This is a genomic window from Sphingomonas sp., from assembly GCF_024508665.1.
In the GTDB taxonomy this organism is placed as follows: domain Bacteria; phylum Pseudomonadota; class Alphaproteobacteria; order Sphingomonadales; family Sphingomonadaceae; genus Sphingomonas.
Map to the genome: position 1 here is coordinate 295,673 of NZ_JANINP010000007.1, position 22,781 is coordinate 318,453.

Sequence of the window (22,781 nt, forward strand, 5' to 3'; positions counted from 1 at the left end):
CTGGTCGTCGCGGGGCCGCTCACGCGTTGCGCATCCAGTGCGCGATGCCGCGCCGTCCCGATGCCTCGACGCCGTCGGCGGCCGACAGCCGCGCTGCTTCGGACTTGTTCTGGCCGAGCTTCAGCGTGCCGCGCCAGGCGGCGATCTCCAGCCGGAAGCCGACGATCGCGCTCGTCATCTTGCCGAACAGCGCCGGGTCCATTTTGCCGCGGGTCCATGGCGTCTTGTCGAGCCGCTCTTCCTGATGAGCGGTCAGTTGATCGACCTGTGCGACCAGCGCGTCATGTTCCATCCGCCGCATCGTGCCTTCGAGTTCCACCGCGACGTAATTCCAGGTCGGGACCTGATTGTCGTCGAGGCCGTACCAGTCCGGGCTGACATAGCCGTCAGGCCCTTGCGCCACGAACAAGGCGGTCGCGCCGTCGAGATGACGGACGATGCCGTTGCCGCGCGCCAGATGCAGGCCGAGCGTGGTTTCGTCGAGCCACACGATTGGCACATGCGCGACGCGCGGGCCGTCCGGCGTCGCACAGAACAAGGCGCCGAAACCGAGTTCGGCGACCAACGCACGCATAGCGTCGCGATCTTCCCACCGGAACGCGGCATTGGGATGCATCAGCGCCCCTTCCGAGGCGGCCCCTTGGGACCGCCCGATTTGGGCCTTGCAGGCTTTGCCCCGGCAGTCCTGGACCCGGCGGTCTTCGGGCGCGATCCACCCTTGCGCGGCTCTGCGACCGTTCCTCGGTTGCGGCGCTCGCCCTTGCGTTCCCTGCGCACCGATTTGGCATGGGCTTTCGCCTTGGCCTTTTGCGCGTGCTTGGTCGGCGGGGCCGGTTCGTCGAGCGGCATCATATTGCCCGCCATCTGGTCGAAGCCCAGGCTTGCCAGGCTTTCGGCGAAATGGGTCGGCAATTCGGCCTCGACATCGATCTTGCCGCCATCGGGATGATCGACCGAAATACGGCGCGAATGGAGGTGCATCTTGCGGCTGATGCCGCCGCTCAGAAAGGCTTCGGGACCGCCATATTTGCCGTCGCCGACGATCGGATGGCCGATCGCCGCCATATGCACGCGCAATTGATGCGTGCGCCCGGTGAACGGCTGCAATTCGACCCAGGCGGCGCGGTTGCCGGCGCGCTCGATCACGCGATAGCGCGAACGGGCGGGCTGGCCCTCGGCTTCGTCGACATGCATCTTTTCGCCACCGGTGCCCGGCTGCTTGGCGATCGGCAATTCGATCATGCCGTCCTCGATCGACGGCACGCCGACGACCAAGGCCCAATACACTTTCTTTGCGGTGCGACCCGAAAACGTCTTGGCGAAGAATGCAGCCGCGCGCGCGGTGCGCGCGACGAGCAAGGCGCCCGACGTGTCCTTGTCGAGCCGATGGACCAGCTTGGGCCGCCCTTCATTGTCGAACTGCAGCGCGTCGAGCAGCCCGTCGACATGCTGGTGGGTCTTGGTCCCGCCTTGCGTCGCAAGCCCCGGCGGCTTGTTGAGCACAAATGCCTGCGGATCCTGATGGATCACCAATTCGCGCGCGAAGGCGATCTCGTCTTCGGTAAGGGGAGGGCGCTCGCGCTTCGGCTTGCCGGCCACCGCGACGGGCTCGGGCGGAGGGAAGCGCAATGTCTGTCCAGCGGCAATCCGGTCGCCCGGTGCGGCGCGCGCGCCATCCACGCGCAATTGGCCCGTGCGCGCCCATTTGGCGACGGTGGTGAAGCTGGTGTCGGGCAGATGCCGTTTGAACCAGCGATCGAGCCGGATGTCGTCGTCATCGGGTGCGACGATGAAGGTGCGGATCTCGCTCATGCCATTGCCCGGATCAGGTGCAGCCCGGCGAACAGCGCGAGGATCGAGCCGATCGCCGAGACCAGGACATACGCGATCGCGATGCCCAATTCGCCGCGCTCGATCATCAGCACGGTGTCGAGGGAGAAGGAGGAAAAGGTGGTGAAGCCGCCCAGCACGCCGACGCCGAGCAGCAAGCGCGTATGTTCGCTGCCGCCGGTGCGCGCGAGGATTCCGGCGAGCACGCCCATCAGGAACCCGCCGATCAGGTTCACGGCGAGCGTACCCCAGGGATAATCGGGTCCGAACCAGCCGAGCGTCAGCTTGCCGACCCCATAGCGCGCCGCGCTACCGACGGCGCCTCCGGCCATGACGAGAAGGAAATTCATTCGCGCGCTGTAGCCGGAGGCGGGCATTCGGACAAATGGCGGTTTTGCGGAGCGGGCGCGCGTCGTGCCAGTCGTCACCCCGGACTTGTTTCGGGGTCTAATCCTCAACAACGGAATCCAGCCGTTGTTGCCCGCTGGATGCCGGGACGAGCCCGACATGACGAAAACTGGTTGACTGCTTGCTGCCCGAGGCCCCGGCCTTCGCCGGGGCGATCGCCGCGTTGCGGCGATCGGTTTTCAGCATCGACGCGAACGGCGTGACCCTTGCTGTCCGTTATCGGGAGGGCGAGCTCGCGTCGATGCTGAAGCGGCTAGAAGAGATGAGAACCCAATCAGTTCCCGTTATTTGCGACCAAATCCACTTCGGTCCGCCCGTCACCGCGTTTTTCCACGTAGATGACATAGGCGCCGCCGTCCTTGCCCCGGGTGCCGCCCAGCACATGCTGCCCGCCATCCGCCTGATGTTCGGCCGAATAGCCGGCGGCGGTGACGCGGCCATAATAATAATCGAGCACCGTCTGGACCGAGGCCCCGGTCGAGAAACTGACGACGCGGAGCGCGCAGCCATTGCCGGCGACGCCGGCCGCCTCGTCGACGCGGGCGTCGGGATAGAGCGGAATGTCGGCGGGCAGGCGCTGTACCCAGGCGGTCGAATATTGAAGGCTGCGCGCGCAGCCCGATGTGCGCTTGTCGGCCTGGCGCTGCGCCAGTGCGCCGAGCGTAACGGAATCGCGCTTCACCTTGCATTGCAGACAATCGCCGGCCGGGGCGGGTGCCGGCTTGCTGCCGCCGCTCGAAGATCCGGTGCCGTCGGCGATGTTGGTGCCGTCGGTCTTGGACGGCGCCACCGAATCGGGCGGCGTCGCGCCCGAATAAGGCTGTTGCGGCGGACGGACGGCGTCGTTGTTGGCCTGACCGGTCAGCGCGGGGTCGACCATGATCTGGTCCTGGAGCGCGCTCATCATCGCCGGGTCGCGGCTGTTGCCCGTCGTGTTGCCGGCCAGTTCCGCATCGAGCGAATCGATATTGCTGTCGGCCGGCGGCTTCGATCCGCACGCCGCGAGGGCGAGCGGGGCGAGCGCCCAGGCCAGATTGCGAAAGGTGATAGCCACCCAAAACTCCGATCGGTTCGGCGCCCGCCATGCCCGTGAAGTGGTTAATAAACCGCCTATCATGATGACAACGGACTTGCACCCGAGGTGTATTGCCCACATATGACGCAGCATGTTCAACGTGCTCTCGATCGTCATCGGCGTGATCCTGCTGGTCGTCACGCTCGTCGCTCCAGGGTCTGTACTCAATTAGCACGAGGTCGTGACGGAGCCGATTTTGGTGTCCGGCGAGGAGCAAGGAGGGAGCGATGCTGTAGGCATCGTGACCGACGCGCGACGACGTCCGGGCGCCAAAATCGGCCCGCCGCTTCGCGGTTGCCCGCAGGAGCCCGCCGAGCGTCGTCGCTTGCTTGCGCGTAGCTTCAGCTACGCGTCTGCGCTGCGCTCCTCGTCGGAGGGCTCCTGCGGGCAATCACGATCCTCGCGCTAATTGAGTACAGACCCTCATCCCGTTCCTGGGCTGGCTGAACTGGCTCGGACTGATGATCGGCGCGTTCGGGGTGTTGTTCGGCGCGCTGTCGAAGAACAAGGCCGGACTGACCATCAACCTCGTGCTGATGGCGATTGCCGCGTTCCGCCTGTTCCTGGGCGGCGGCATCCTGTAAGAGAGTCCCTGCGCGCCCGTCCGCTAAGAGGCGGGAAGCAATAGGGGACGTCTCAATGCGCTACCAATATGGGGTGGCCATCGCGCTGCTGGGGCTCGCTGCCCCGGCCTATGCCGATGCCCTGGATTTCATCCTGACCAACAATACCGGCAAGGAAATCACGCTGGTCGAGCTGTCGCCGCTGGGGGCCAACCAATGGCAGCCCAACAAGGTCGACGAGGGTGAGAAGCCCAAGAACATCAAGATCGGCGGCCGTGCCACGATCCATTTCGACAAGACCGGTACCCAGTGCAAATGGGAGATCAAGGTCACGTTCGTCGACAAGAGCGTGACGACATTCCCGGCAGTCAACGTCTGCGACGATTCGTTCGTGACGTTGAGCTTCAAGGGTACGACGCCGGCGTCGAGCGGAAGCTGATGCGAAAACGAGGGCCCGGCTTGCCGCCGGACCCTCGCCCGCCTATCCTGAACGTTCGGCTTTTTTAACGGCAGACCACGCGACCACGGTCGATCGATGAGCCGAGCGCCGCACCACCCGCGACGCCTAGCAGGGTGCCGAAGGTCGCCGATCGCCCGCTGGACAAGGCATTGCCGAGCAGGCCACCCAGCGCTGCGCCAGCGATCAGCCCGGTCGTGCCGTCCGACCGGCGGCAATAATAGCGACCGTCATTGCCGCGATAGACGCGGTCGTTGCGGCTCAGGCGATAGGGGCGATAATAGCGACCGTCGCGATAATAGCGGTCGGCATAATAATAACGCTGGCCCGGCTCGGTGCGGTTCCAGTCATACGACCGATAGCGGCGCCAGTCGCGCGTGTCCTTGCGATAGTCCTTGCGCGCGTCCCGGATCTCGCGATTGCGTTCCCGATTGGCGCGCTGAACGTCGCGCCAGTTATCGGCGTGGCGCAGGTCCTTGCGGTAATCCTTGTTGGCATCGCGAACCTCGTCGCGATACTCCTTACGCGCGTGATAGGGATTGTCCTGAGCCATCGCCGCTATCGGGGCGATCGTCACACTACCGGCCAAGGCGGCCATGATCAGCCGTCGCATCATTCATTCTCCCGTTGTTTGGGTGCAGTAAGAACAAACCGCATCGCGGGGAGGTTGCGTGAACGTGAAACTACCTCACGTTCATCGCAGCGACAGTCGGGCGCTCAGCCGTTGAGCGTGTGTGTCAGCGTGATCTCGGCGTTGAGCACCTTGGACACCGGACAATTGGCCTTGGCGTCCGCGGCGATGCGCTCGAACTGCGCGCTGTCGATACCCTCGATATGCGCGGCGAGCGTCAGGTCGGAGCGCGTGATCGCGAAACCTTCGCCCTGTTTGTCGAGCGTCACTTTCGCGCTGGTCTCGAGCGTGCCGTCGGTAAAGCCCTCACGAGCGAGCGCGAAGCTGAGCGCCATGGTGAAGCAGCTGGCATGCGCCGCCGCTATTAATTCCTCCGGATTGGTACCGGGTTCGTCGCCGAAGCGGGTGTTGAAACCGTATTTCTGGTCGCTGAGGACGCCCGATTGGGTCGAGACATGACCGACGCCGTCCTTGCCAAACCCTTCATATTTTGCCGATCCGCTGCGTGTAGGCATCGTGCGTTCCTCATGAAAGAAGGGCGCGGTTCTTGCGAACCGCGCCCCGTTTAGCCGTATCGCCTTAGCGGCAACGACGCTTCTTGGTGATCGTCTTGTCGATCGCCTGGCCGCCGAACGCGCCGGCGACACCGCCGACGATCGTGCCGAGGGTCTTGTCGCCACGGCCGGCGACGCCATGGCCGATCAGCGCGCCGGTCACGCCACCGACGACCAGGCCCGTGGTGCCGTTGGACCGGGTGCAATAGGTACGGCCATCACGACCGCGCCATTCGCGATACTGATGCCGACGCGCGTCGGCCTGGGTGAGCGGCACGACCATCGAAGTAACCATCGATGCCGCGCTGAGCGCGAGCAGAACTTTACGCATAGTGTTTCCCTTGCTTCCTTGTGGATGTGATTCAATGCCGGGTGCGTAACGTTCCCGCGACGATTGGGTTGCATGGCGTGCCGAATCCGGGACGAAATGATGCTGCGAAACTTTGTTTCAACGCTGCTCCGATCTGTGCACGTTATCCACGTTATCCACAGCCTCGCGTAGGTGTTTCCTGCTTGGTGCGACTCGGCTTTGGTGACAGCATGATGACATCAGGAACGAGAGCGGTTCACCGAGAAATCGGAAGAAAGTTCAAGAACTTGATCTTCGAAATTTGCGTCCGACCCGCAAGGGAAGGAAGGCGGTTTCGAGGTAGGGACGGCAGCGCTGCTGCGTCCGAATGGAGCGTGCAAGCGCGACGGCCGGACTATGCATCTGACGGACCGAACGCGACCGGAAAGCTTTCGAGCGAACGGGCGCGGCTCGCGACGGAACGCTGTTCATCGAGCCGGGCAACCGGGGAAATGAAAGGGGCACTGCAGCGACGCAGCGAAGATAGCATGCTTCGGCAGAGGATCTTCGTAAGGCCGCTGGTGGCCGGGATCGCTGAGACTCTTCGGATGATCGCGCCCGGCCCCGACGACCGAGCCGGGAAGCTCTGGTGGGTCTTCGGACTAAACCGAGTGGAACGGAGCGATGCCAGGGCAGCTTTCGGGCCGGCCGGGCAAAGCAAATCGCGATGGACGAAATGCCTTCGGGTGGTTCGGCCGGAGCGGCGCCTAGCGAGGAACGTCGCAAGACGATCCGAACGAAGCGAAACGCGAGATTCCAGGGACTTTCGGGTCCGAGGGGTGGAGCGATCCGGGAAGGACGAAGTGTCTTCGGACAGTTCGACCGGAACGGTGCGAAGGGAGGAACGTCGCAAGACGATCCGAACGGAGCAAAGCGCGAAACCTGGCGCCGTCTTCGGACAGCACGGGCGTAGCGAGCCGCCGAAACCAGAAAGCGCGGTCAGGTCGCAAGACGTGGCGAGCGGATCGAAGTCCGGCGACAGGGGAGTCGGTGGCAACACCGGCTCCCCAATTGCGTTTTGGGGGCGGCGCGATCGCGTTGGCGAGGCATATTTCTCGTCATCCCCGCGAAAGCGGGGACCCATCTCCCGATCGATCAGCTTGCCAAACAGTCGTGGCGCTTGTGGCGCCTCTCCGAGCTGGGTCCCCGCTTTCGCGGGGATGACGAGCTTGGAAATGGATCGCTTCGACAAGCCCAAAGCCGGTGGCGAAGCTTGGTGGGGCGCGCTACCCATGATGCAATGCTTCCCCACACTCCCGAATGGCTCCCCGCGATCGCGCCCTGGCTCGATCTTGCCGGCCTCGTCGTGTTCGCGGCATCGGGCGCGCTCGCGGCCGCGCGGCGGGGACAGACGATGGTCACGCTCTGCTTTTTCGCGTTGGTGACCGGCGTCGGCGGCGGGACGGTGCGCGATCTGTTGATCGGGGCGCCGGTCTTCTGGATCCATGACAGCCGCGCGGCGGCCGCTTGCCTGGTGGTGGCGTTCGCGGTGTGGTTGACGCCCGTCGCGTGGTGGCGTGGCCAGGCGCTCGATTGGTTCGACGCGATCGGGCTCGCCGCTTATGCCGTGTTCGGGGCAGCCAAGGCGATCGGGTTCGGCGTACCCCCCGTGCCGGCGGCGTTGATGGGCGTCGTCACGGCGTGCGTCGGCGGCATCATCCGCGACGTGCTGGCGGGCGAGCCATCGATCATCATGCGCCCCGAAATTTACGTCACCGCGGCTGCGCTGGCGTCGGGGTCTTATGTCGCCTTGGGGCTGCTCGGCGTGCCGCTGCCGATCGCCGCCGGGATTGCGGCCGTTGCCGGGTTCAGCCTGCGCGCGGCGGCTCTGCGCTGGAAGCTCGCGCTGCCGGCGTATCGCAAGTGATCCTGACCTAACCCCGAACCAGGCCGACCTCGCTAAATGGCTTGGGTTCGACCGGCGGGATGGCGGCGTCGTTGAGCTCGCGCTGCCAGAAACCGATGTCGATCCACCGGCCGTGCTTGAACCCCAGTTCACGCAAGACGCCCTGGCGACGGAAGCCCGCGGCCTCATGCAGGCCGATCGAATAATCGTTGGGCAACGAGATCACGCTGACCGCCTGGACGAATCCCTGGGCACGCAGCGTATTGATCAGCGCCGGGTAGAGCAGCCGCCCCACGCCCTGGCCCTGCACCGGCCCGGAGACATAGATCGAGGTTTCGACGACATAGCGATAGGCCGGCCGCTCACGAAACCTGGTGGCATAGGCATAAGCCAGCACCGCATCGCCATCGGCCTCGCCGTTGGTCGCGACGATCCAGGGATAGAGGCCGTCGCTCGCCGTCATGCGGTTGCGCATCGCGCGGGCATCCGGCGCCTCTGTTTCGAACGATACCGTGCCGGTCAGGACATAAGGCGCGTAGATCGCGGCGATCGACGCGGCATCGTCCGGCCGCGCCGGGCGTAGCGCGATCACTGCCAGATCGCCTTGATCAGCATCTGCGCGAGCGTGCGGTCGTCGGCATCGGCACGCGCGTCGGAGAAACCGCCGCATTCGAGGCAGCGCGCCTGCACCGAACTCGCCGTCGCCAGTCGCTTGGCATCGCCCAACGCGCGCGCGAATACGTCCTGGCGCTGTGCCGCGAGCATCGCGAACACGTCGCCCGCCTTGGCGTCGTCGGTCGCGCTCGAATCGTCATCGTCCTTGTCGGCCAGACCCTGGACCAGCTTGGCGAACCAGCCGGGCTGTTTCTCCAGATAGACGCGGCGGACGTTCTTCGGATCGATTCCGGCGCGCTTGGCGGCTTCGGCAACGGCGTCGTCGAGCGAGCCGAAGCGATCGACCAGCCCGAGCTGATGCGCGGTGCCGCCGTCCCAGACGCGGCCCTGGCCGATCTCGTCCACCCGCTGCGGTGTCATCTTGCGCGCGGCGGCGACGCGGCCGATGAATTCGGCATAGCCATGTTCGATCGACGCCTGCAGGATCGAATCGACTTGCGGATTGGTGCCGCCATAGACGTCGGGCTGGCCCGACAGGGGCGTGGTCTTCACCCCGTCGGTGGTGATGCCGAGCTTCTTCAGCGAATTCTCGAAGGTCGGGATGATGCCGAAGATGCCGATCGATCCGGTGATCGTGTTGGGCTCTGCGAACACGACGTCGCCGGCGGTCGACACCCAATAGCCGCCCGACGCGGCGAGCCCGCCCATCGAGACGACGATCGGCAGCTTCTGTGCCTTGGCCTCGAGCACCGCCTTGCGGATCGTCTCCGACGCCAGCGCCGAGCCGCCAGGCGAGTCGATGCGGACGACGAGCGCCTTGAGATCCTTCTTGGCGAGGCCGTCGAGCACCGCCTTGGCGATCGTGTCGCCGCCTGCGGTGCCGGGCCCGGCCTTGCCGTCGACGATGTCGCCGGCGACCGTCACGATGCCGATCTTGTCGCCCGATGTGGCCATCGGGTGCGCGGCGGCGAAATCGTCATATTTGATCGCGGCGAAGGTGCCGGCGATCTTCTTCGGGCCATCGCCCGCCAATTGGGCAACGCGCTTGCCGAAGGCGAGCCGGTCGCCGAGCTTGTCGACCAGCCCCGATGCGAGGTTGGCGTGGGCGATATCGCCCTTGGTCGCGGCGATCGCCTGATCGGGCGCGGTCAGGAAGGCGTCGATCTGCGCCTTGGGCCGCGCCTTATGGACCAAATCCTTCCACTGGCTGAAGATCGACGCATAGAGCGCGGTCAGCGCCTCTTTCGCTTCGGGCGACTGGGCGTCGCGTTCATAGGGTTCGACGAACGACTTGAACTTGCCGACGCGATAGACGTGGACGTTGACGCCGAGCTTGTCGATCAGGCCCTTGTAATAGAGCTGGTTGCCGCCCGGGCCCATGAACAAAGTTCCGCCCATCGGGTTGAGCCAGACCTCGCTGGCATTCGCGGCGAGCAGATAGCTGCCGTCGGTATAAGCGGTGGCATAAGCCAGCACCGGCTTGCCCGATGCCTTGACCCGGCCGAGCGCGTTGGCGACCTCAGTCACCGCGGCAGGATAGCCGCCGCCATAACCGTCCAGATCGAGAACGACGACCTTGACCCGCGTATCATCCTTGGCCGCGTCGATCGCGCGGACCAGGTCGCGCAGGCGGAATTGATGTTGCGCGCGGCTGCCCTGCATTGCGGCGAACGGGCTGACATTCTCCGGCTGTTCGACGATCGGTCCGTCGAGCTTGAGCAACAACGCACCGTCGCGGACCGAGCTGTTGGGCTTGGCCGACAGAGCGGCGAACAGCATGCCGAAAAACAGCAGCATGAAGATCAGGACCAGGCCGTCCTTGATCCCGACCAATATCTTCCAGGCGCCGCGTACCAGTTTCACGTCGATCATCTCCCCGCTGCGTCATGCAGCGTGTCGTAAAGCCGCCCTAGCCGCAAGTGTGATGGTTGAGCAATACGCGTTTGGAAGGGCGCGCTCACGGCATGTCCCGCTTTCGCTCGCCTTCATCCCGATCGTCACCACAGACTTGTTCCTGGGCCGAACGCTCCACAATGGAGTGCAGCCATTGTTGTACCTTGGATGCCGGAACAAGTCCGGCATGACGGCGTGGGGGCGGGAATGGGGGGTGCCTGGGCAGGTCGCCTGCGGATAGGCCCCACCCAAACGCATTCAGTGAGGGGAGAGGCCTCTGCCTCGCGCCCCGAGGTGTTGCCGCCCGCCAATACACGCCCTAGAGCCACCGTCCCCATGTCCGCTCTAGCTGCCCCCATGCCGTTGGCCGGCTCTGCTCCCGCCTCGACACGGGACGAACTGACGGCGCTGCTGCGTCTGTCCGCGCCGCTGGTCGGCGCCAACCTGTTGCAGATGGGCGTCTATGCGGTCGACGTGATGTTCGTGGCGCGGCTGGGCGCGATCGATTTTGCCGCATCGACGCTCGGCGTCTTTCTTCTCAGCCTGGTGATGTGGGCGCTGATCGGCATGACGGGTGCCTGCGCGCCGATCATCGCCGCCGAACTGGGCGCGCGGGCGCACGCGGTGCGCCAGGTACGACGGTCGTTCCGCATGGCCATGTGGCTGGGGCTGCTCGCTGGCCTGATCGCGATGGGCATGCTCGCCTTCGGCCAGCAAATCCTGCTCACGCTCGGCCAGGATCCCCATGTCGCGGCGCGGACGGGCGCGTTTCTCGATATCCTTTTATGGGTGATGCTGCCCAATCTCTGGGCGGGCGTCATGCGTACCGTTGCCGCCGCGCTCGGCCGCCCGGGATGGGCAATGCTGGTAACGGCGGGGGCCTTGGGCGTGAATGCCTTGGGCAACTGGCTCCTGGTGTTCGGGAATGCAGGCTTTCCGGCGATGGGGCTCGAAGGGTCGGCGACCGCCAGCCTGGTCACGGCGTCGATGATGATGCTGGCCTACACCGCGATCCTCGCCTTCGACCGCAAGCTGCGACGCTATCGGCTGTTCGGCAAATGGTGGCTGCCGCATTGGCGCCGGCTCTGGGAGATCGTCAAACTCGGCACGCCGATCGCCATCGTGTTCACGCTCGAAGGCGGGCTGTTCGGTGGTGCTGCGTTCCTGATGGGCTTGATCGGCGTGACCGAGGTCGCCGCGCATGCGATCGCGCTCAACATTGCCGCGCTCGCCTTTCAGGTGCCGTTCGGCATCGCACAGGCGGCGACGATCCGGGTCGGCATGGCCTATGGCGCGCGCAACCGCGTGTGGATCGGCCGCGCCGGCTGGGCGTCGATCGTGACCGGCACGGGTTTCATGGTGGTGACCGCCACGACGATCTGGGTCGCGCCGAGGCTGATCGTCGGCATTTATGTCGATGTCGACGACCCGGCGCGCGCACGGGAAGTGACGCTGGCGATCCAATATCTCGCGGTCGCCGCGATGTTCCAGCTGTTCGACGGGGCGCAAGCCGTCGCGGCGGGCGCGTTGCGCGGACTGCAGGACACGCGCATCCCGATGGTGGTCGCGGCGTTCGGCTATTGGGTGGCGGGGTTCGGCACCGCGATTCTGCTCGGCTTTCATTTGCATTGGCAAGGCGTCGGCATCTGGGTTGGACTTGCCGTCGGACTGGCGGTGGTGTCGGCGCTGCTGGTCACGCGCTGGGCGATGCGCGATCGGTTGGGGCTGTTGCCCGGCTGACCGCTTCATCGCGGCTTCGATCCATCTCGCCACGTCGATGCAAAAGATTTGTTCCGCCCCGTTGACGTGTTGGAGGTCGAGACACATATGCGCGGCGTTGGCACTCGGGGGAATCGAGTGCTAATTGCAAATTCACTCTGCTTGAGGGACTCACGCAAATGAACTTTCGTCCGTTGCATGACCGCGTCCTCGTCCGCCGTGTTGAGGCGGAAGAGAAGACTGCGGGCGGGATCATCATCCCCGACACCGCCAAGGAAAAGCCGCAGGAAGGCGAAGTCGTCGCCGCCGGCAGCGGCGCCAAGAGCGAGGACGGCAAGGTTACGCCGCTCGACGTCAAGGCCGGCGACCGCATCCTGTTCGGCAAATGGTCGGGCACCGAGGTCAAGGTCAATGGCGAAGACCTGCTGATCATGAAGGAATCCGACATCCTTGGGATCGTCGGCTGATCATGATCGTCGCCCCGGCGGAAGCCGGGGCCGCTGCATAATCTATTGCAGCGTATCGAAATCCAACGGCCCCGGCCTTCGCCGGGGCGACGAATGAGGGAATAGCCAACATGGCAGCCAAGGACGTAAAATTCAGCCGCGACGCGCGTGAGCGCATCCTGCGCGGCGTCGATATCCTGGCCGACGCGGTCAAGGTCACGCTCGGTCCGAAGGGCCGCAACGTCGTGATCGAGAAGTCGTTTGGCGCTCCGCGCATCACCAAGGACGGCGTCACCGTCGCCAAGGAAATCGAACTCAAGGACAAGTTCGAGAACATGGGCGCGCAGATGATCCGTGAGGTCGCGTCCAAGACCAACGATCTCGCCGGCGACGGCACCACCACCGCCACCGTTCTGGCCCAGGCGATCGTTCGGGAGGGCATGAAGTCGGTCGCGGCCGGCATGAACCCAATGGACCTGAAGCGCGGCATCGACCTCGCGGTGACCAAGGTCGTCGAGGACGTGAAGGCCCGCTCGAAGCCCGTCTCGGGCTCGAACGAGATCGCCCAGGTCGGCATCATCTCGGCCAATGGCGACACCGTCGTCGGTGAGAAGATCGCCGAGGCGATGGACAAGGTCGGCAAGGAAGGCGTGATCACCGTCGAAGAGGCGAAGGGTCTCGAATTCGAACTCGACGTCGTCGAGGGCATGCAGTTCGACCGCGGCTATCTGTCGCCCTATTTCATCACCAACCCGGAAAAGATGACGGTCGAACTCAACGACCCGTACATCCTGATCCACGAGAAGAAGCTGTCGAACCTGCAGGCGATGCTCCCGATCCTGGAAGCGGTCGTCCAGTCGGGCCGTCCGCTGCTGATCATCGCCGAGGATATCGAGGGCGAGGCGCTGGCCACGCTCGTCGTCAACAAGCTGCGTGGCGGCCTGAAGGTCGCCGCCGTCAAGGCGCCGGGCTTCGGCGATCGCCGCAAGGCGATGCTCGAGGACATTGCGATCCTGACCAAGGGCGAGATGATCTCGGAAGATCTCGGCATCAAGCTCGAGAGCGTCACCATCGGCATGCTCGGCACCGCCAAGCGCGTCACGATCGACAAGGACAACACCACCATCGTCGATGGCGCCGGTGATGCCGATGCGATCAAGGGCCGCACCGAGGCGATCCGCCAGCAGATCGAGAACACCACGTCGGATTACGACCGTGAGAAGCTCCAGGAGCGCCTGGCCAAGCTCGCGGGCGGCGTCGCGGTGATCAAGGTCGGCGGTGCGTCGGAAGTCGAGGTCAAGGAGCGCAAGGATCGCGTCGACGACGCTCTCCATGCGACCCGCGCCGCGGTCGAGGAGGGTATCGTCCCCGGTGGCGGTACTGCTCTGCTCTACGCGACCAAGGCTCTCGAAGGCCTCAAGGGCGCCAATGACGACCAGACCCGCGGCATCGATATCGTCCGCAAGGCGCTCTACGCGCCGCTGCGCCAGATCGCGCAGAATGCCGGTCACGACGGCGCGGTGATCTCGGGCAAGCTGCTCGAGGGCAACGACGCGTCGCAGGGCTTCAACGCCCAGACCGACACGTACGAGAACCTCGTCACTGCCGGCGTGATCGACCCGACCAAGGTCGTTCGCACCGCGCTGCAGGACGCGGCCTCGGTCGCCGGTCTGCTGATCACCACCGAAGCGGCGGTGTCGGAATTGCCGGAAGACAAGCCCGCGATGCCGATGGGCGCCGGCGGCATGGGCGGCATGGGCGGCATGGACTTCTGATTTTGGACGGGAGCAGCGAACGCTGCTCCCGATACGAAATCGGAACGGCCGGCGGGCTTCGGCCTCTGGCCGAAGTCCCGTCCGACGTCAGGCAGCGGCTTCGCCGCTGCCCCGACCAGACAAAAGAAGGGCCGGTGGAGCGATCCGCCGGCTCTTCTTTTTTACGAGATCAGTGCCGATCGGACGGGTCGAAGCCTCGCGACCACGCGAATGCTCTCAGGTAATCCGGTACCGCGGCGGTTATCGAGGCGATCCATTCATCCCAGTCCGATTGTCGAAGCGAGGCCGGATGCGCGGCCATCAATTCGTCCCAACCGGAGTGGTGGTCGCCAACGATCTCATCCCGCGCTCGTCGTCGTTCGGCCAGGGAATGCCCCTCGGAGTCGAGCAATGCCGGCGGAACGGCCGACGAGGTGAACGTCGCCAGCGCGTCGAGCCAGTGCTTCTTCGTTTTCAGGATGCGTGCGTCGCCGAAGTCGGTTTCAAAATAGTCGTTTTCCTGGCCGATGAGTTCGCGAGCGGCGGCACGCATCGCTTCGACGAAGCGGCCCTCCTCTCCGGCGAGGACGCGTAATCCCAGCAAGCAATAATATGGTCTGAACCAATCGGTGCTGAACAGGAGCACGCACTGGTCAGCCGAATTGCAATGGCCGTCTTCCATACCGCGCACATACCGGCAAGACGTTAACGGGTCGCGGCGATGCGGCGGTTGGGAAAACGATTACGCCGAAGCAGGACGCGGCCCAGTGTACAACATAGCCACATTGCACCGCGCATATCTCTTCCCGAACTCCTCCATGATCCCCGCATCATGGACGAACCCGACTTTCTCATAGAGGTGCACGCCCGCCGCGCCCTTGGCGTTGCTCAGCAGATACAACCGGTCGCAACCCAAGGCGAAAGCACGCTCGATCGTCGCGTGGAGCAGGAATTCGCCGGCCTTGCGCCCGCGCGCCTCCGGCACGACGCCCATCTTGGTCAGCTCGAACTGGCGCTCCCCGGTCTTCTGCAGCGCGCAGGTGCCGATGATGCCGAGCTTGGGATCCTCGACGAACAGGATATCGCCGCCGGGCTCGATCAGCCGTTCGCGCGGATGGGTCAGCACGTCCACATCGGTCGGTTCGAGCGTGTACATGTCCTCGATCCATTGGGCGTTGATGCGATAGAAATCGGGCGCGAGATCATCGCTGAACCGGCGGATGGCGAGACCGCCGCGCGGGCGCTGTTCGAGCGGCTGGGCCGCGAGCGCAGTCTCCATTGCGGCGATCTGCGGCAGAAAAGCATCGACGTCGCACACTTCGGCAACCGCGGCACGCAGCCGCGGCCACAGCACGGTTCTGGCCAAATCCATCGCCTCGCGGCCTTTGCCGGTCAGGGCGATGGTCCTGGTGCGTTGATCGCGCTCGTCGCGGCTGGTCTCGATGAGATCGAGTTCGAGCAGCCGCGACTGGATGCGGGTGACCGCGGGCTGGCTGATTCCGATGCGTTCTGCGAGTTCGCCCACCGTTTGCGGACCGTGGCGGTAAAGGGCGGTCAACAGGGGCATTTGGCTTGGTTGCGTCGGCAGGCCGCAATCGACGGCGATGCGTTCGGCGCCGTTCTGAAGGCGCTCGGCAAGACGCTTGAGGCGGCTGCCCAGCATAACCGCTCCTTCGAACGCTATCGCATCATCGATCATCGAATCTTCCTCTTCTGATATAAAACATAACATGATATATATCGCGTTATATAGTCAAGCGAGGAGCGACGGATCGTCTCGCATCCGGCGGGGACATCGTCCGTTAACTATAAAGTAGCGCGCGTCGGGCAAGCCGCACTCGTGCGCGCGCTTCTGCCTCGACTGCCTTTGCTGCTGTTGCCGCTGGCGCTGTTCCTGGCACTGTTCCACCCGGCGACGCTCGATATCGGCAATGCGGGCTGGCTGATCCGAGGATCGGACAATGGCGAGAACGCGTTGGGGATTCACGCGTGGCTGCACGATCCCGCGCCTGGCGTATTGCGCACCTATCTGCTCAATGCGCCCGATGGTGTGCCGTTGCTGTTCACCGACAGCAATCCGCTGATCGGTATCGCGAGTTGGCCGATCGCCTCATTGCTGCCCGCCGATGCGCAATTCGTCGGCCCGTGGATCCTGACGTGCCTGTTCCTGCAAATATTCTTCGCCTGGCTGTTGCTCAGGAGATACGCGCCGGGCCCGATCGCGCTCTGGTGCGGCGTGATCCTCCTCGCCGCGCTGCCGACGCTGGCCAACCGTTACGTCCATGCCAATCTGATGGCGCATTGGCTGATCCTGTGGGCATTGTGGCGCTTCCTCGATCCGGAGCGCGCCGGATCGAACCGGGGCTGGGCCGTGCTGCTGCTGATCGCCGCGCTGGTGCACAATTACCTGCTGATGATGGTCGGAGCGATCTGGCTGACGGCGATGATCGAGCGCTTCATGATCGCCGATCGTCGCGGGCGCGTCGTGTTGGCGGGGGGTGCGGCTGCGATCCTGGCGATGGTCGCGGGGCTTGCCTGGACGCTCGGGGCCGGCGAGGCGCATGCGCTGGCGGGCAATTATGGCGCGTTCGCGATGCCGATCGACGCGCCGGTAAATCCTGGCACGCCGGCCTATTCGCGCCTGCTCCCCTCCGTCGCGCAGCGCGCCGGGCGCGGTTTCGAGGGGTTTCAGTATATAGGGGCCGGCTTGCTCCTATTGCTTCCCATAGCGGTTTTGGTCGCATGGAACCGGCCGCCGGCCGACGACCAGCGCGTGCCATTGCATCGGTTGCGCTGGCTAATCCCCGCGCTCGTCGCGCTCACCCTGCTTGCGATCAGCAATTATCCCGACATCGCCGGTCAGATGCTGCCGCGCCTGCCGTTGCCGGCCTTCCTGATCGCGGCACTCGACCTGGTGCGCGCATCGGGCCGCCTGTTCTGGCCGGTCGCCTATGTGCTCGTGCTGGTCGCGATCCTCGCCGCATATCGGCTGCCGCGTGCCCAGGCGGACGGATTGCTCGCGTTGGTCTTGGCCGTCCAGCTTATCGACCTGTCGGGCATGGCGGCGGTCGTTCGCGCGCAGAGCGCCGAGGCCGGCGCGCATCGGCTCTATGTCCTGACGCCCGATCCCCGTTGGGACGCCGCGGTGTCGGCGGCGCGAGACGTTACTTTCGTACCGCCCGATGCGACCCGCGACTTGGCGTTGTTCCAGGAAGTCGCCTGGCGCGCGGCGGGGCAGGGCAAGCCCGTCCGGCTGGTCTATGCAGCGCGCGATTCCCTCGCGACCGTTCAGCGCCAGCGACGCGAGTTGGCCGCGTTCGCCGCAGGGCATGTCGACCCGCATCGGCTCTACGTGCTGGCGCCCGACGTCGTCGTGCCCCCAGCGGCCACGCGGCGGTTCGCGCGGATCGACAATGTGCCCGTGATCCTTCCTGTCGGTGCGCTAACTCGCTAATACACGCTTCCCTTTGGCCGATCATCGCGGCAGGATGGCGGCATTCACTCGATGCCGGTCCACCGGCGCGCTCAAAAGGGAAACAGCATGACCGAACTTTCGCGCCGTGAGGCGATGACCGCTGCGGCGATGATCTCGATTGCCGCGGCGATGCCAGCCTGGGCGCAGGATGCGGCGCCCGGCGCGATGTGGGACCTGACCGACCTCTATCCGAACGCTGCGGCATGGGACGATGCGCGCAAGAAGACGCTCGCCGACATCCCGAACCTGACCAAGTACAAGGGCAAACTGGGCGAGAGCGCTGATACGCTCGCGGCCTTCCTGGCCGCGCAGTCCGACATCGGCCGCGCCGTGAGCCGAATCTATACTTATGCCAGCCTCAACGCCGACGCCGATCTGCGCGTCTCGGCCAATCAGGAGCGCCAGGCGCAGGCGATCGACCTGTTCACCGCTTTAGGCGAGGCGACCGCTTGGGCCACGCCGGAGATCCTGTCGTTAGGCAAGGCGAAAATCGATGGGTTCATCGCCTCGAACGACACGCTCAAGAAGCGGTTCGACTTCGCGCTCGCCGACACGTTGAGGCAGGCCGAGCATACTTTGTCGCCCGAAGGCGAAACGCTGCTGGCGGGCGTCGGCTCGCCCTTGTCCGGGCCGAGCGACATCCGCGAGCAACTCGTAGCGTCGGACATTCCTTGGCCGACCGTGACGCTCTCGACCGGCAAGCAGGTGCGGCTCGACGACCAGGCCTATACGCTCAACCGCGACGCGCCCAATCGCGCCGACCGCAAATTGGTGTTCGACACGTTCTGGGCCGAATACGGCAAGTTCCAGAATTCGCTCGGCGCCGCCTATGCCGCCAAGCTCAAGGCGGACGTATTCAGCAAGAAAGCGCGCAAATATCCGACCTCGCTCGCCATGTCGCTGTCGGGCAACAACGTGCCGGAGGGCGTGTACCGCACGCTGGTGGCGGAGACCAACAAGGGCCTGCCCGAGCTGCATCGCTATTTCGAATTGCGCCGCAAGCTGCTCGGCCTGCCCGACATGGCCTATTACGACATCTATCCGCCGCTGGTGAAGCTCGACACAAAGGTCGAACTCGCCGACATGCGGACCAATACGCTGGCCGCGACCAAGGTGCTCGGTCCCGAATATACTGACCTGTTGGGCAAGGCGACCGCGGCGAAGTGGATGGATCCGTTCCCGCGCACGGGCAAGAAATCGGGTGCGTACATGAATCCGGGCGCGGCGTACGATCTGCACCCCTATTTGCTGCTCAATCTCGGCCACAATTACGAGGGCATGACCACCTTCGCGCACGAATGGGGCCATGCGATGCACACATTGCTCGCGAACAAGAACCAGGTGTACGAAAAGTCGGATTACCCGCTGTTCCTCGCCGAGATCGCCTCGACCTGCAACGAGCAACTGCTGGCCGCGTACATGGTCGCGAACGCCAAGACCAAGCAGGAGAAGCTCTATTATCTCGGCATGCAGCTTGAGGGCATGCGGGGCACCTTCTACCGCCAGGCGATGTTCGCCGAGTTCGAGCTTGCCGCGCACGACAAGGCCGAGGCGGGCGAGGGGATGTCGGGCGAGAAGTTCAGCGCGATGTATCTCGACTTGCTCAAGCGCTATCACGGACCCAAGGTCGCGGTATCGGACACGTACGCGTCGGAATGGGCGTACATCCCGCATTTCTATTCGAGCTTCTACGTCTATCAATACGCGACCTCGATCTCGGCAGCGTCCTATTTCGCGCGTTCGATCCTGAAGGGCGGCGCCAAGGAACGCGACAATTATCTCACCGTGCTGAAATCCGGCGGATCGGATTATCCGACCGAGATCCTCAAGCGTGCCGGCCTCGATATGGCGAGCCCGGCGCCGTACCAGGCGATCATTCAGACGTTCCGCGAGACGCTGGATGCCTGCGAGAAACTGATGGCGTGAAGTTCTTTGAAGCCCTTCCCCCTCGGGGGAGGGGCTAGGAGACTTCGCGGCCCGCGCCACAAAAGCTTCCCCAAAGCGTAACGCCCCCGTCACCCCGGAGTCGCGCGATTGTCGCGCGGCAGGAATAGCGCCCGCTGCGATGCGATATCGGGAATTCCCGATGATCCGGCACTTCGGGGGGTACGAACATGGCCAGCTTTACGTTGCGCGGCACGGCGTCGCGCTTCGCTCTTGGGTTCATGGCGCTCGGCGCCGCGGCTCCGGCTTTTGCGGCCGGCGGCCAGACCGCCGCCGCCTCGCCGACCACGAGCGGCGCGCCACGGGCCGCGGACGGCGCCGCCGAGGCGGATGACGGAACATCCAATGACATTGTCGTGACCGGCTCGCGGGCCGCGCTGCGTGCCGCCACGACCGAGAAGCGGGACGCTGACAATTTCGTCGAGGCGCTCCATGCCAACGACGTCGGCAAGCTTCCCGACCAGAACGTCGCCGAGGCGGTCAAGCGCCTGCCCGGCCTGTCGGTCGCCAACGATCAGGGCGAGGGGCGCTATGTCGTTATCCGGGGCATCGATCCCAGCCTCGTCAACGTCACCCTCAACGGCCAGACCTTGCCCGCGCCGGAGCCGGATGGCCGCGTGGTCAAGCTCGACGACCTGCCCTCGGCGATGATCCAGTCGGTCACCGTCACCAAATCGCTGCTGGCGAGCCAGGACGCCAATGCGATCGGCGGCGAAGTCAATATCCGCACCAAGACGGCGTTCGACAGCAAGACGCCGTTCTTCTTCGACGCGCGCGGCGCGATCGGCCTGTACGGCCTGAACAAAAGATCGCCTTACGAAGTGGACGGTACCATCGGGGGCCGTTTCGGTGCCGGCGAAACGTTCGGCGCGGTCCTGTCGGTCAATTATTCGCGGCGTCCGATCGAGTCGGAGAACTTTCAGGGCTCGTCGGACTGGAGCCATGTCGTGGCCGGCGTGAACGTGCCGGCTGGCGGCGGCTATCGCGACTATAGCCCGCTGCGCACGCGTTTGGGGGTCGTCGGCAATTTCGACTGGCGGCCCAATGACGATGTGAAGCTCTATATACGCTCGAGCTATTCCAAATATCAGGACCATGAAACCCGCGACCAGAATCTGCTCGCGCTCAACCTGCCGTCCAAGCCCGCCGACCTTGCGGCGCTAACCCTGATGACCCTGCCGGCAACCGCGACGATTCTGGTGCGCCATCGCGAGGAGGACGACAACACCAAGTCGGTCACACTGGGAGGCGATTTCAATGTCGGCGGCGGCAAGCTGTCGATGTCGGGCGGCTGGACCCGTGCCGAAAAGCGCGACCCGATCCGCAGCGAATTTACCTTCACCTATACGCCGCCGAAGAACAGTCCGCCCCTGCTGGCGACCTACGATCCATCGACTTATCCCTATACGCTGGTGCCGAGCGGCGCGAATGCGGGGATCTTTTCGGACCCGACCAATTTCATCCAGAGCAAGCTGAAGGCCGAGCATCGCTTCACCTTCGAGCGCATTTGGCAGGGGCGGATCGACTACAGCCATCCACTGGCGATCGGCACCGATTCGTCGTTTCAGATCGGCTTCAAATATCTCGACCGGCACAAGAACGACGATCACGATCTGACCAGCTACAAGACGGTCAAGGGCGCCAACTGGTCGCTCGCGACGGTCGGCTATCTCGGCGACAGCGACTTCTACGACGGTCTGTTCACCTTCGGCCAGCGGGTCGACTGGCACAAGGCGCAGGCCTATCTCGCTGCTCATCCGAACGTGGCGACATTCGATTATTCCGGCAATCTCAGCGGCTCGCTGGCGCCCGATTACGACGTCAAGGAACGGATCGTGGCCGGCTATGCCATGGTCACGCTCAAGTTCGGCAATTTGACCGTGATCCCGGGTCTGCGCGTCGAGAATACGCGCGACCGGACGGCAGCGAAAATCGTCGGACCAGCGATCACCAAGATCGGCAAGGCCATCACCACCGATGCGGCTTATGCCGCGGCGCTGGCCGCGAACAATGATTTCAATGCCCGTGCCAGCAACAGCTACACGGACTGGTTCCCCGGCCTGAACGTCAAGTTCGAGGCGATGCCCAACCTGCTGCTGCGCGGCGCGGTCACCACGTCGATCGGGCGTCCGAACTACAGCACGCTGGCGCCGTTCATCACGGTGACGAACGACACGGTGCCCGCGACGGTCAATGCCGGCAATCCGTTTCTGAAGCCCTATAAGGCGGTCAATTTCGACGCCGCGGTCGAATATTATCCGAACAAGGACAGCCTGTTCAGCGCCGGGTTCTTCTACAAGGACATCAAGAACCCGATCTATCAGATCGGCATGCCCAACGTCGCCAACCCGGGCGACATTCCCGGTGCGCCGGCAGCCGACTATCCGACCATCAACCTCACCCAATATACCAATATGGACAAGGAGTTCATCGGCGGTGTCGAGCTCAACGCCCAGACCCAGTTCACGGGGTTGCCGGGCTTCCTTGGCGGCTTCGGTATCTCGGCCAATTACACCCATGTCTGGGGCCATGCCACGGGAGCGGCCTTCCGCGCCGGCGCAATCCCGCTCGCCTATCAGTCGCACGATCTCGGCAATGTCAGCCTGTTCTACGAGAAATACGGCCTGACAGCGCGCTTGGCATTCAACTACCGCTCGGCTTTCTCAGACGTGGTCGGTACCAGCGCGGCGACGGATTCCTATTGGGACTCGCAGGGACAACTCGACCTGCACGTCGGCTATCAGGTCACCCCACAATATACGATCTATGTCGACGCGGCCAACCTGACCGATTCGCCCTGGCGCCACTATCAGGGCAGCAAGGCTTTCCTGGTCGAGCGCGAGCATTATGGGTCGACCTACCGCATCGGCGTGCAGCTGCATTTCTAGGACGACTTGACTTTGGCGCGCCGGGTCGGCGCGCTGAAGTCGGGCGGTTTGCCGGCGATCCACGCGAGAAAGCGCTGAATCGCCGGTTCCGCTCGCAAAGAATCGAGATCGCTATAGCGCCGCGCAAGTTCGGTATTGCCGAAGGCCGCATGGATCGCGCGGTGGCAGATCGGGTGAAGCGGGGCGGTGTCGCGACCGCCTTCGCTTTTTGGAACCAGATGGTGCCATTCGACGCGACGGCCGAGCGGGCGCTCGCATAGCGCGCAACGATCGGGCGGCGGGGCAGGCGTCGGGATTGCGGCGAGTGCCTTGCGCCGGACGCGCCCGGCCATCG

The 22,781-nt window shown here is 64.5% G+C and carries 22 protein-coding genes; 10 read left to right on the forward strand and 12 right to left on the reverse strand.

What is annotated here, in order from left to right; all coding sequences use genetic code 11:
- Window positions 1–19: 19 nt before the first annotated feature.
- From Q0L25_RS16590 to Q0L25_RS16605, 4 genes are all read right to left on the reverse strand, one after another.
- On the reverse strand, window positions 20–616 hold the full coding sequence (locus Q0L25_RS16590) for an FMN-binding negative transcriptional regulator (protein WP_296616204.1): 597 nt from the start codon (window positions 614–616) through the stop codon (window positions 20–22).
- A complete protein-coding gene (locus Q0L25_RS16595) occupies window positions 616–1,812 on the reverse strand; it encodes an RluA family pseudouridine synthase (RefSeq protein WP_296616206.1) in 1,197 nt (398 codons plus the stop codon). The genes Q0L25_RS16590 and Q0L25_RS16595 overlap by 1 nt, the downstream gene beginning before the upstream one ends.
- Window positions 1,809–2,180 (reverse strand): fluoride efflux transporter CrcB, encoded by a 372-nt coding sequence (gene crcB / locus Q0L25_RS16600; protein WP_296616207.1) that lies wholly within the window; start codon window positions 2,178–2,180, stop codon window positions 1,809–1,811. Before crcB ends, Q0L25_RS16595 begins: the two co-directional genes overlap by 4 nt.
- Before the next feature lie 332 nt (window positions 2,181–2,512).
- A complete protein-coding gene (locus tag Q0L25_RS16605) occupies window positions 2,513–3,292 on the reverse strand; it encodes a hypothetical protein (protein WP_296616209.1) in 780 nt (259 codons plus the stop codon).
- A 482-nt stretch (window positions 3,293–3,774) separates the two neighbouring features.
- On the opposite strand from Q0L25_RS16605, the gene Q0L25_RS16610 reads away from it, so the two are divergent.
- Entirely contained in the window at window positions 3,775–3,897 is a 123-nt protein-coding gene (locus Q0L25_RS16610) for a hypothetical protein (RefSeq protein WP_296616211.1), read from the forward strand.
- A gap of 55 nt (window positions 3,898–3,952) precedes the next feature.
- The gene (locus tag Q0L25_RS16615) at window positions 3,953–4,315 is read left to right on the forward strand and encodes a hypothetical protein (RefSeq protein ID WP_296616213.1); all 363 of its coding nucleotides are present in this window, start codon (window positions 3,953–3,955) and stop codon (window positions 4,313–4,315) included.
- Window positions 4,316–4,379: 64 nt separating this feature from the next.
- Here the strand turns inward: Q0L25_RS16615 and Q0L25_RS16620 are convergent, their stop codons facing one another.
- The 3 genes from Q0L25_RS16620 to Q0L25_RS16630 form a co-directional block, all read right to left on the reverse strand.
- Complete coding sequence (locus Q0L25_RS16620; RefSeq protein WP_084251236.1) at window positions 4,380–4,946, reverse strand: glycine zipper 2TM domain-containing protein; 567 nt, start codon at window positions 4,944–4,946, stop codon at window positions 4,380–4,382.
- A gap of 104 nt (window positions 4,947–5,050) precedes the next feature.
- Window positions 5,051–5,479 carry an OsmC family protein gene (locus Q0L25_RS16625; RefSeq protein WP_296616215.1) on the reverse strand — a complete coding sequence of 143 codons (429 nt, stop codon included), beginning with the start codon at window positions 5,477–5,479 and terminating at the stop codon, window positions 5,051–5,053.
- 64 nt (window positions 5,480–5,543) lie between these two features.
- A complete protein-coding gene (locus Q0L25_RS16630; protein WP_296616216.1) occupies window positions 5,544–5,849 on the reverse strand; it encodes a glycine zipper 2TM domain-containing protein in 306 nt (101 codons plus the stop codon).
- Window positions 5,850–7,107: 1,258 nt separating this feature from the next.
- Here Q0L25_RS16630 and Q0L25_RS16635 point away from each other — a divergent pair.
- Window positions 7,108–7,734, forward strand: coding sequence for a trimeric intracellular cation channel family protein (locus Q0L25_RS16635; RefSeq protein ID WP_296616218.1), 627 nt, complete (start codon window positions 7,108–7,110; stop codon window positions 7,732–7,734).
- Window positions 7,735–7,741: 7 nt separating this feature from the next.
- Here the strand turns inward: Q0L25_RS16635 and Q0L25_RS16640 are convergent, their stop codons facing one another.
- Together Q0L25_RS16640 and sppA are read right to left on the reverse strand one after the other, a co-directional pair.
- The gene (locus tag Q0L25_RS16640) at window positions 7,742–8,305 is read right to left on the reverse strand and encodes a GNAT family N-acetyltransferase (protein WP_296616220.1); all 564 of its coding nucleotides are present in this window, start codon (window positions 8,303–8,305) and stop codon (window positions 7,742–7,744) included.
- Window positions 8,302–10,191 (reverse strand): signal peptide peptidase SppA, encoded by a 1,890-nt coding sequence (gene sppA / locus Q0L25_RS16645; protein WP_296617788.1) that lies wholly within the window; start codon window positions 10,189–10,191, stop codon window positions 8,302–8,304. The genes Q0L25_RS16640 and sppA overlap by 4 nt, the downstream gene beginning before the upstream one ends.
- A gap of 366 nt (window positions 10,192–10,557) precedes the next feature.
- Here sppA and Q0L25_RS16650 point away from each other — a divergent pair, with 366 nt between their 5' ends.
- From Q0L25_RS16650 to groL, 3 genes are all read left to right on the forward strand, one after another.
- Window positions 10,558–11,961, forward strand: a complete 1,404-nt coding sequence (locus tag Q0L25_RS16650; protein ID WP_296616221.1) for an MATE family efflux transporter — start codon at window positions 10,558–10,560, stop codon at window positions 11,959–11,961.
- Between the two features lie 158 nt (window positions 11,962–12,119).
- The gene (gene groES, locus Q0L25_RS16655; RefSeq protein WP_066590981.1) at window positions 12,120–12,407 is read left to right on the forward strand and encodes a co-chaperone GroES; all 288 of its coding nucleotides are present in this window, start codon (window positions 12,120–12,122) and stop codon (window positions 12,405–12,407) included.
- Between the two features lie 110 nt (window positions 12,408–12,517).
- Complete coding sequence (groL, locus tag Q0L25_RS16660) at window positions 12,518–14,161, forward strand: chaperonin GroEL (RefSeq protein ID WP_296616223.1); 1,644 nt, start codon at window positions 12,518–12,520, stop codon at window positions 14,159–14,161.
- Window positions 14,162–14,330: 169 nt separating this feature from the next.
- Here groL and Q0L25_RS16665 read toward each other — a convergent pair whose 3' ends face one another.
- Together Q0L25_RS16665 and Q0L25_RS16670 are read right to left on the reverse strand one after the other, a co-directional pair.
- A complete protein-coding gene (locus Q0L25_RS16665) occupies window positions 14,331–14,822 on the reverse strand; it encodes a hypothetical protein (protein WP_296616225.1) in 492 nt (163 codons plus the stop codon).
- A 60-nt stretch (window positions 14,823–14,882) separates the two neighbouring features.
- A complete protein-coding gene (locus tag Q0L25_RS16670; protein ID WP_296616226.1) occupies window positions 14,883–15,707 on the reverse strand; it encodes a bifunctional helix-turn-helix transcriptional regulator/GNAT family N-acetyltransferase in 825 nt (274 codons plus the stop codon).
- Here Q0L25_RS16670 and Q0L25_RS16675 point away from each other — a divergent pair.
- From Q0L25_RS16675 to Q0L25_RS16690, 4 genes are all read left to right on the forward strand, one after another.
- Complete coding sequence (locus Q0L25_RS16675; protein WP_296617824.1) at window positions 15,678–15,857, forward strand: hypothetical protein; 180 nt, start codon at window positions 15,678–15,680, stop codon at window positions 15,855–15,857. The genes Q0L25_RS16670 and Q0L25_RS16675 overlap by 30 nt on opposite strands.
- Before the next feature lie 123 nt (window positions 15,858–15,980).
- A complete protein-coding gene (locus tag Q0L25_RS16680; RefSeq protein WP_296616228.1) occupies window positions 15,981–17,594 on the forward strand; it encodes a DUF6311 domain-containing protein in 1,614 nt (537 codons plus the stop codon).
- A gap of 87 nt (window positions 17,595–17,681) precedes the next feature.
- Window positions 17,682–19,541, forward strand: coding sequence for an oligoendopeptidase F (gene pepF, locus Q0L25_RS16685; RefSeq protein ID WP_296616230.1), 1,860 nt, complete (start codon window positions 17,682–17,684; stop codon window positions 19,539–19,541).
- 188 nt (window positions 19,542–19,729) lie between these two features.
- Window positions 19,730–22,447, forward strand: coding sequence for a TonB-dependent receptor (locus tag Q0L25_RS16690; protein WP_296616232.1), 2,718 nt, complete (start codon window positions 19,730–19,732; stop codon window positions 22,445–22,447).
- Here Q0L25_RS16690 and Q0L25_RS16695 read toward each other — a convergent pair.
- Window positions 22,444–22,779, reverse strand: coding sequence for an HNH endonuclease (locus Q0L25_RS16695; protein WP_296616234.1), 336 nt, complete (start codon window positions 22,777–22,779; stop codon window positions 22,444–22,446). The genes Q0L25_RS16690 and Q0L25_RS16695 overlap by 4 nt on opposite strands.
- Window positions 22,780–22,781 lie beyond the last annotated feature (2 nt).

What these genes read in the sequence shown, in the direction of transcription:
- Q0L25_RS16590 (WP_296616204.1), bottom strand. Translation starts at nt 616, where the DNA reads ATGCATCCCAATGCCGCGTTCCGGTGGGAAGATCGCGACGCTATGCGT.
- Q0L25_RS16595 (WP_296616206.1), bottom strand. Translation starts at nt 1,812, where the DNA reads ATGAGCGAGATCCGCACCTTCATCGTCGCACCCGATGACGACGACATC.
- crcB (WP_296616207.1), bottom strand. Translation starts at nt 2,180, where the DNA reads ATGAATTTCCTTCTCGTCATGGCCGGAGGCGCCGTCGGTAGCGCGGCG.
- Q0L25_RS16610 (WP_296616211.1), top strand. Translation starts at nt 3,775, where the DNA reads ATGATCGGCGCGTTCGGGGTGTTGTTCGGCGCGCTGTCGAAGAACAAG.
- Q0L25_RS16615 (WP_296616213.1), top strand. Translation starts at nt 3,953, where the DNA reads ATGCGCTACCAATATGGGGTGGCCATCGCGCTGCTGGGGCTCGCTGCC.
- Q0L25_RS16620 (WP_084251236.1), bottom strand. Translation starts at nt 4,946, where the DNA reads ATGCGACGGCTGATCATGGCCGCCTTGGCCGGTAGTGTGACGATCGCC.
- Q0L25_RS16625 (WP_296616215.1), bottom strand. Translation starts at nt 5,479, where the DNA reads ATGCCTACACGCAGCGGATCGGCAAAATATGAAGGGTTTGGCAAGGAC.
- Q0L25_RS16630 (WP_296616216.1), bottom strand. Translation starts at nt 5,849, where the DNA reads ATGCGTAAAGTTCTGCTCGCGCTCAGCGCGGCATCGATGGTTACTTCG.
- Q0L25_RS16635 (WP_296616218.1), top strand. Translation starts at nt 7,108, where the DNA reads ATGCTTCCCCACACTCCCGAATGGCTCCCCGCGATCGCGCCCTGGCTC.
- Q0L25_RS16650 (WP_296616221.1), top strand. Translation starts at nt 10,558, where the DNA reads ATGTCCGCTCTAGCTGCCCCCATGCCGTTGGCCGGCTCTGCTCCCGCC.
- groES (WP_066590981.1), top strand. Translation starts at nt 12,120, where the DNA reads ATGAACTTTCGTCCGTTGCATGACCGCGTCCTCGTCCGCCGTGTTGAG.
- groL (WP_296616223.1), top strand. Translation starts at nt 12,518, where the DNA reads ATGGCAGCCAAGGACGTAAAATTCAGCCGCGACGCGCGTGAGCGCATC.
- Q0L25_RS16665 (WP_296616225.1), bottom strand. Translation starts at nt 14,822, where the DNA reads ATGGAAGACGGCCATTGCAATTCGGCTGACCAGTGCGTGCTCCTGTTC.
- Q0L25_RS16670 (WP_296616226.1), bottom strand. Translation starts at nt 15,707, where the DNA reads ATGCCCCTGTTGACCGCCCTTTACCGCCACGGTCCGCAAACGGTGGGC.
- pepF (WP_296616230.1), top strand. Translation starts at nt 17,682, where the DNA reads ATGACCGAACTTTCGCGCCGTGAGGCGATGACCGCTGCGGCGATGATC.
- Q0L25_RS16690 (WP_296616232.1), top strand. Translation starts at nt 19,730, where the DNA reads ATGGCCAGCTTTACGTTGCGCGGCACGGCGTCGCGCTTCGCTCTTGGG.
- Q0L25_RS16695 (WP_296616234.1), bottom strand. Translation starts at nt 22,779, where the DNA reads ATGGCCGGGCGCGTCCGGCGCAAGGCACTCGCCGCAATCCCGACGCCT.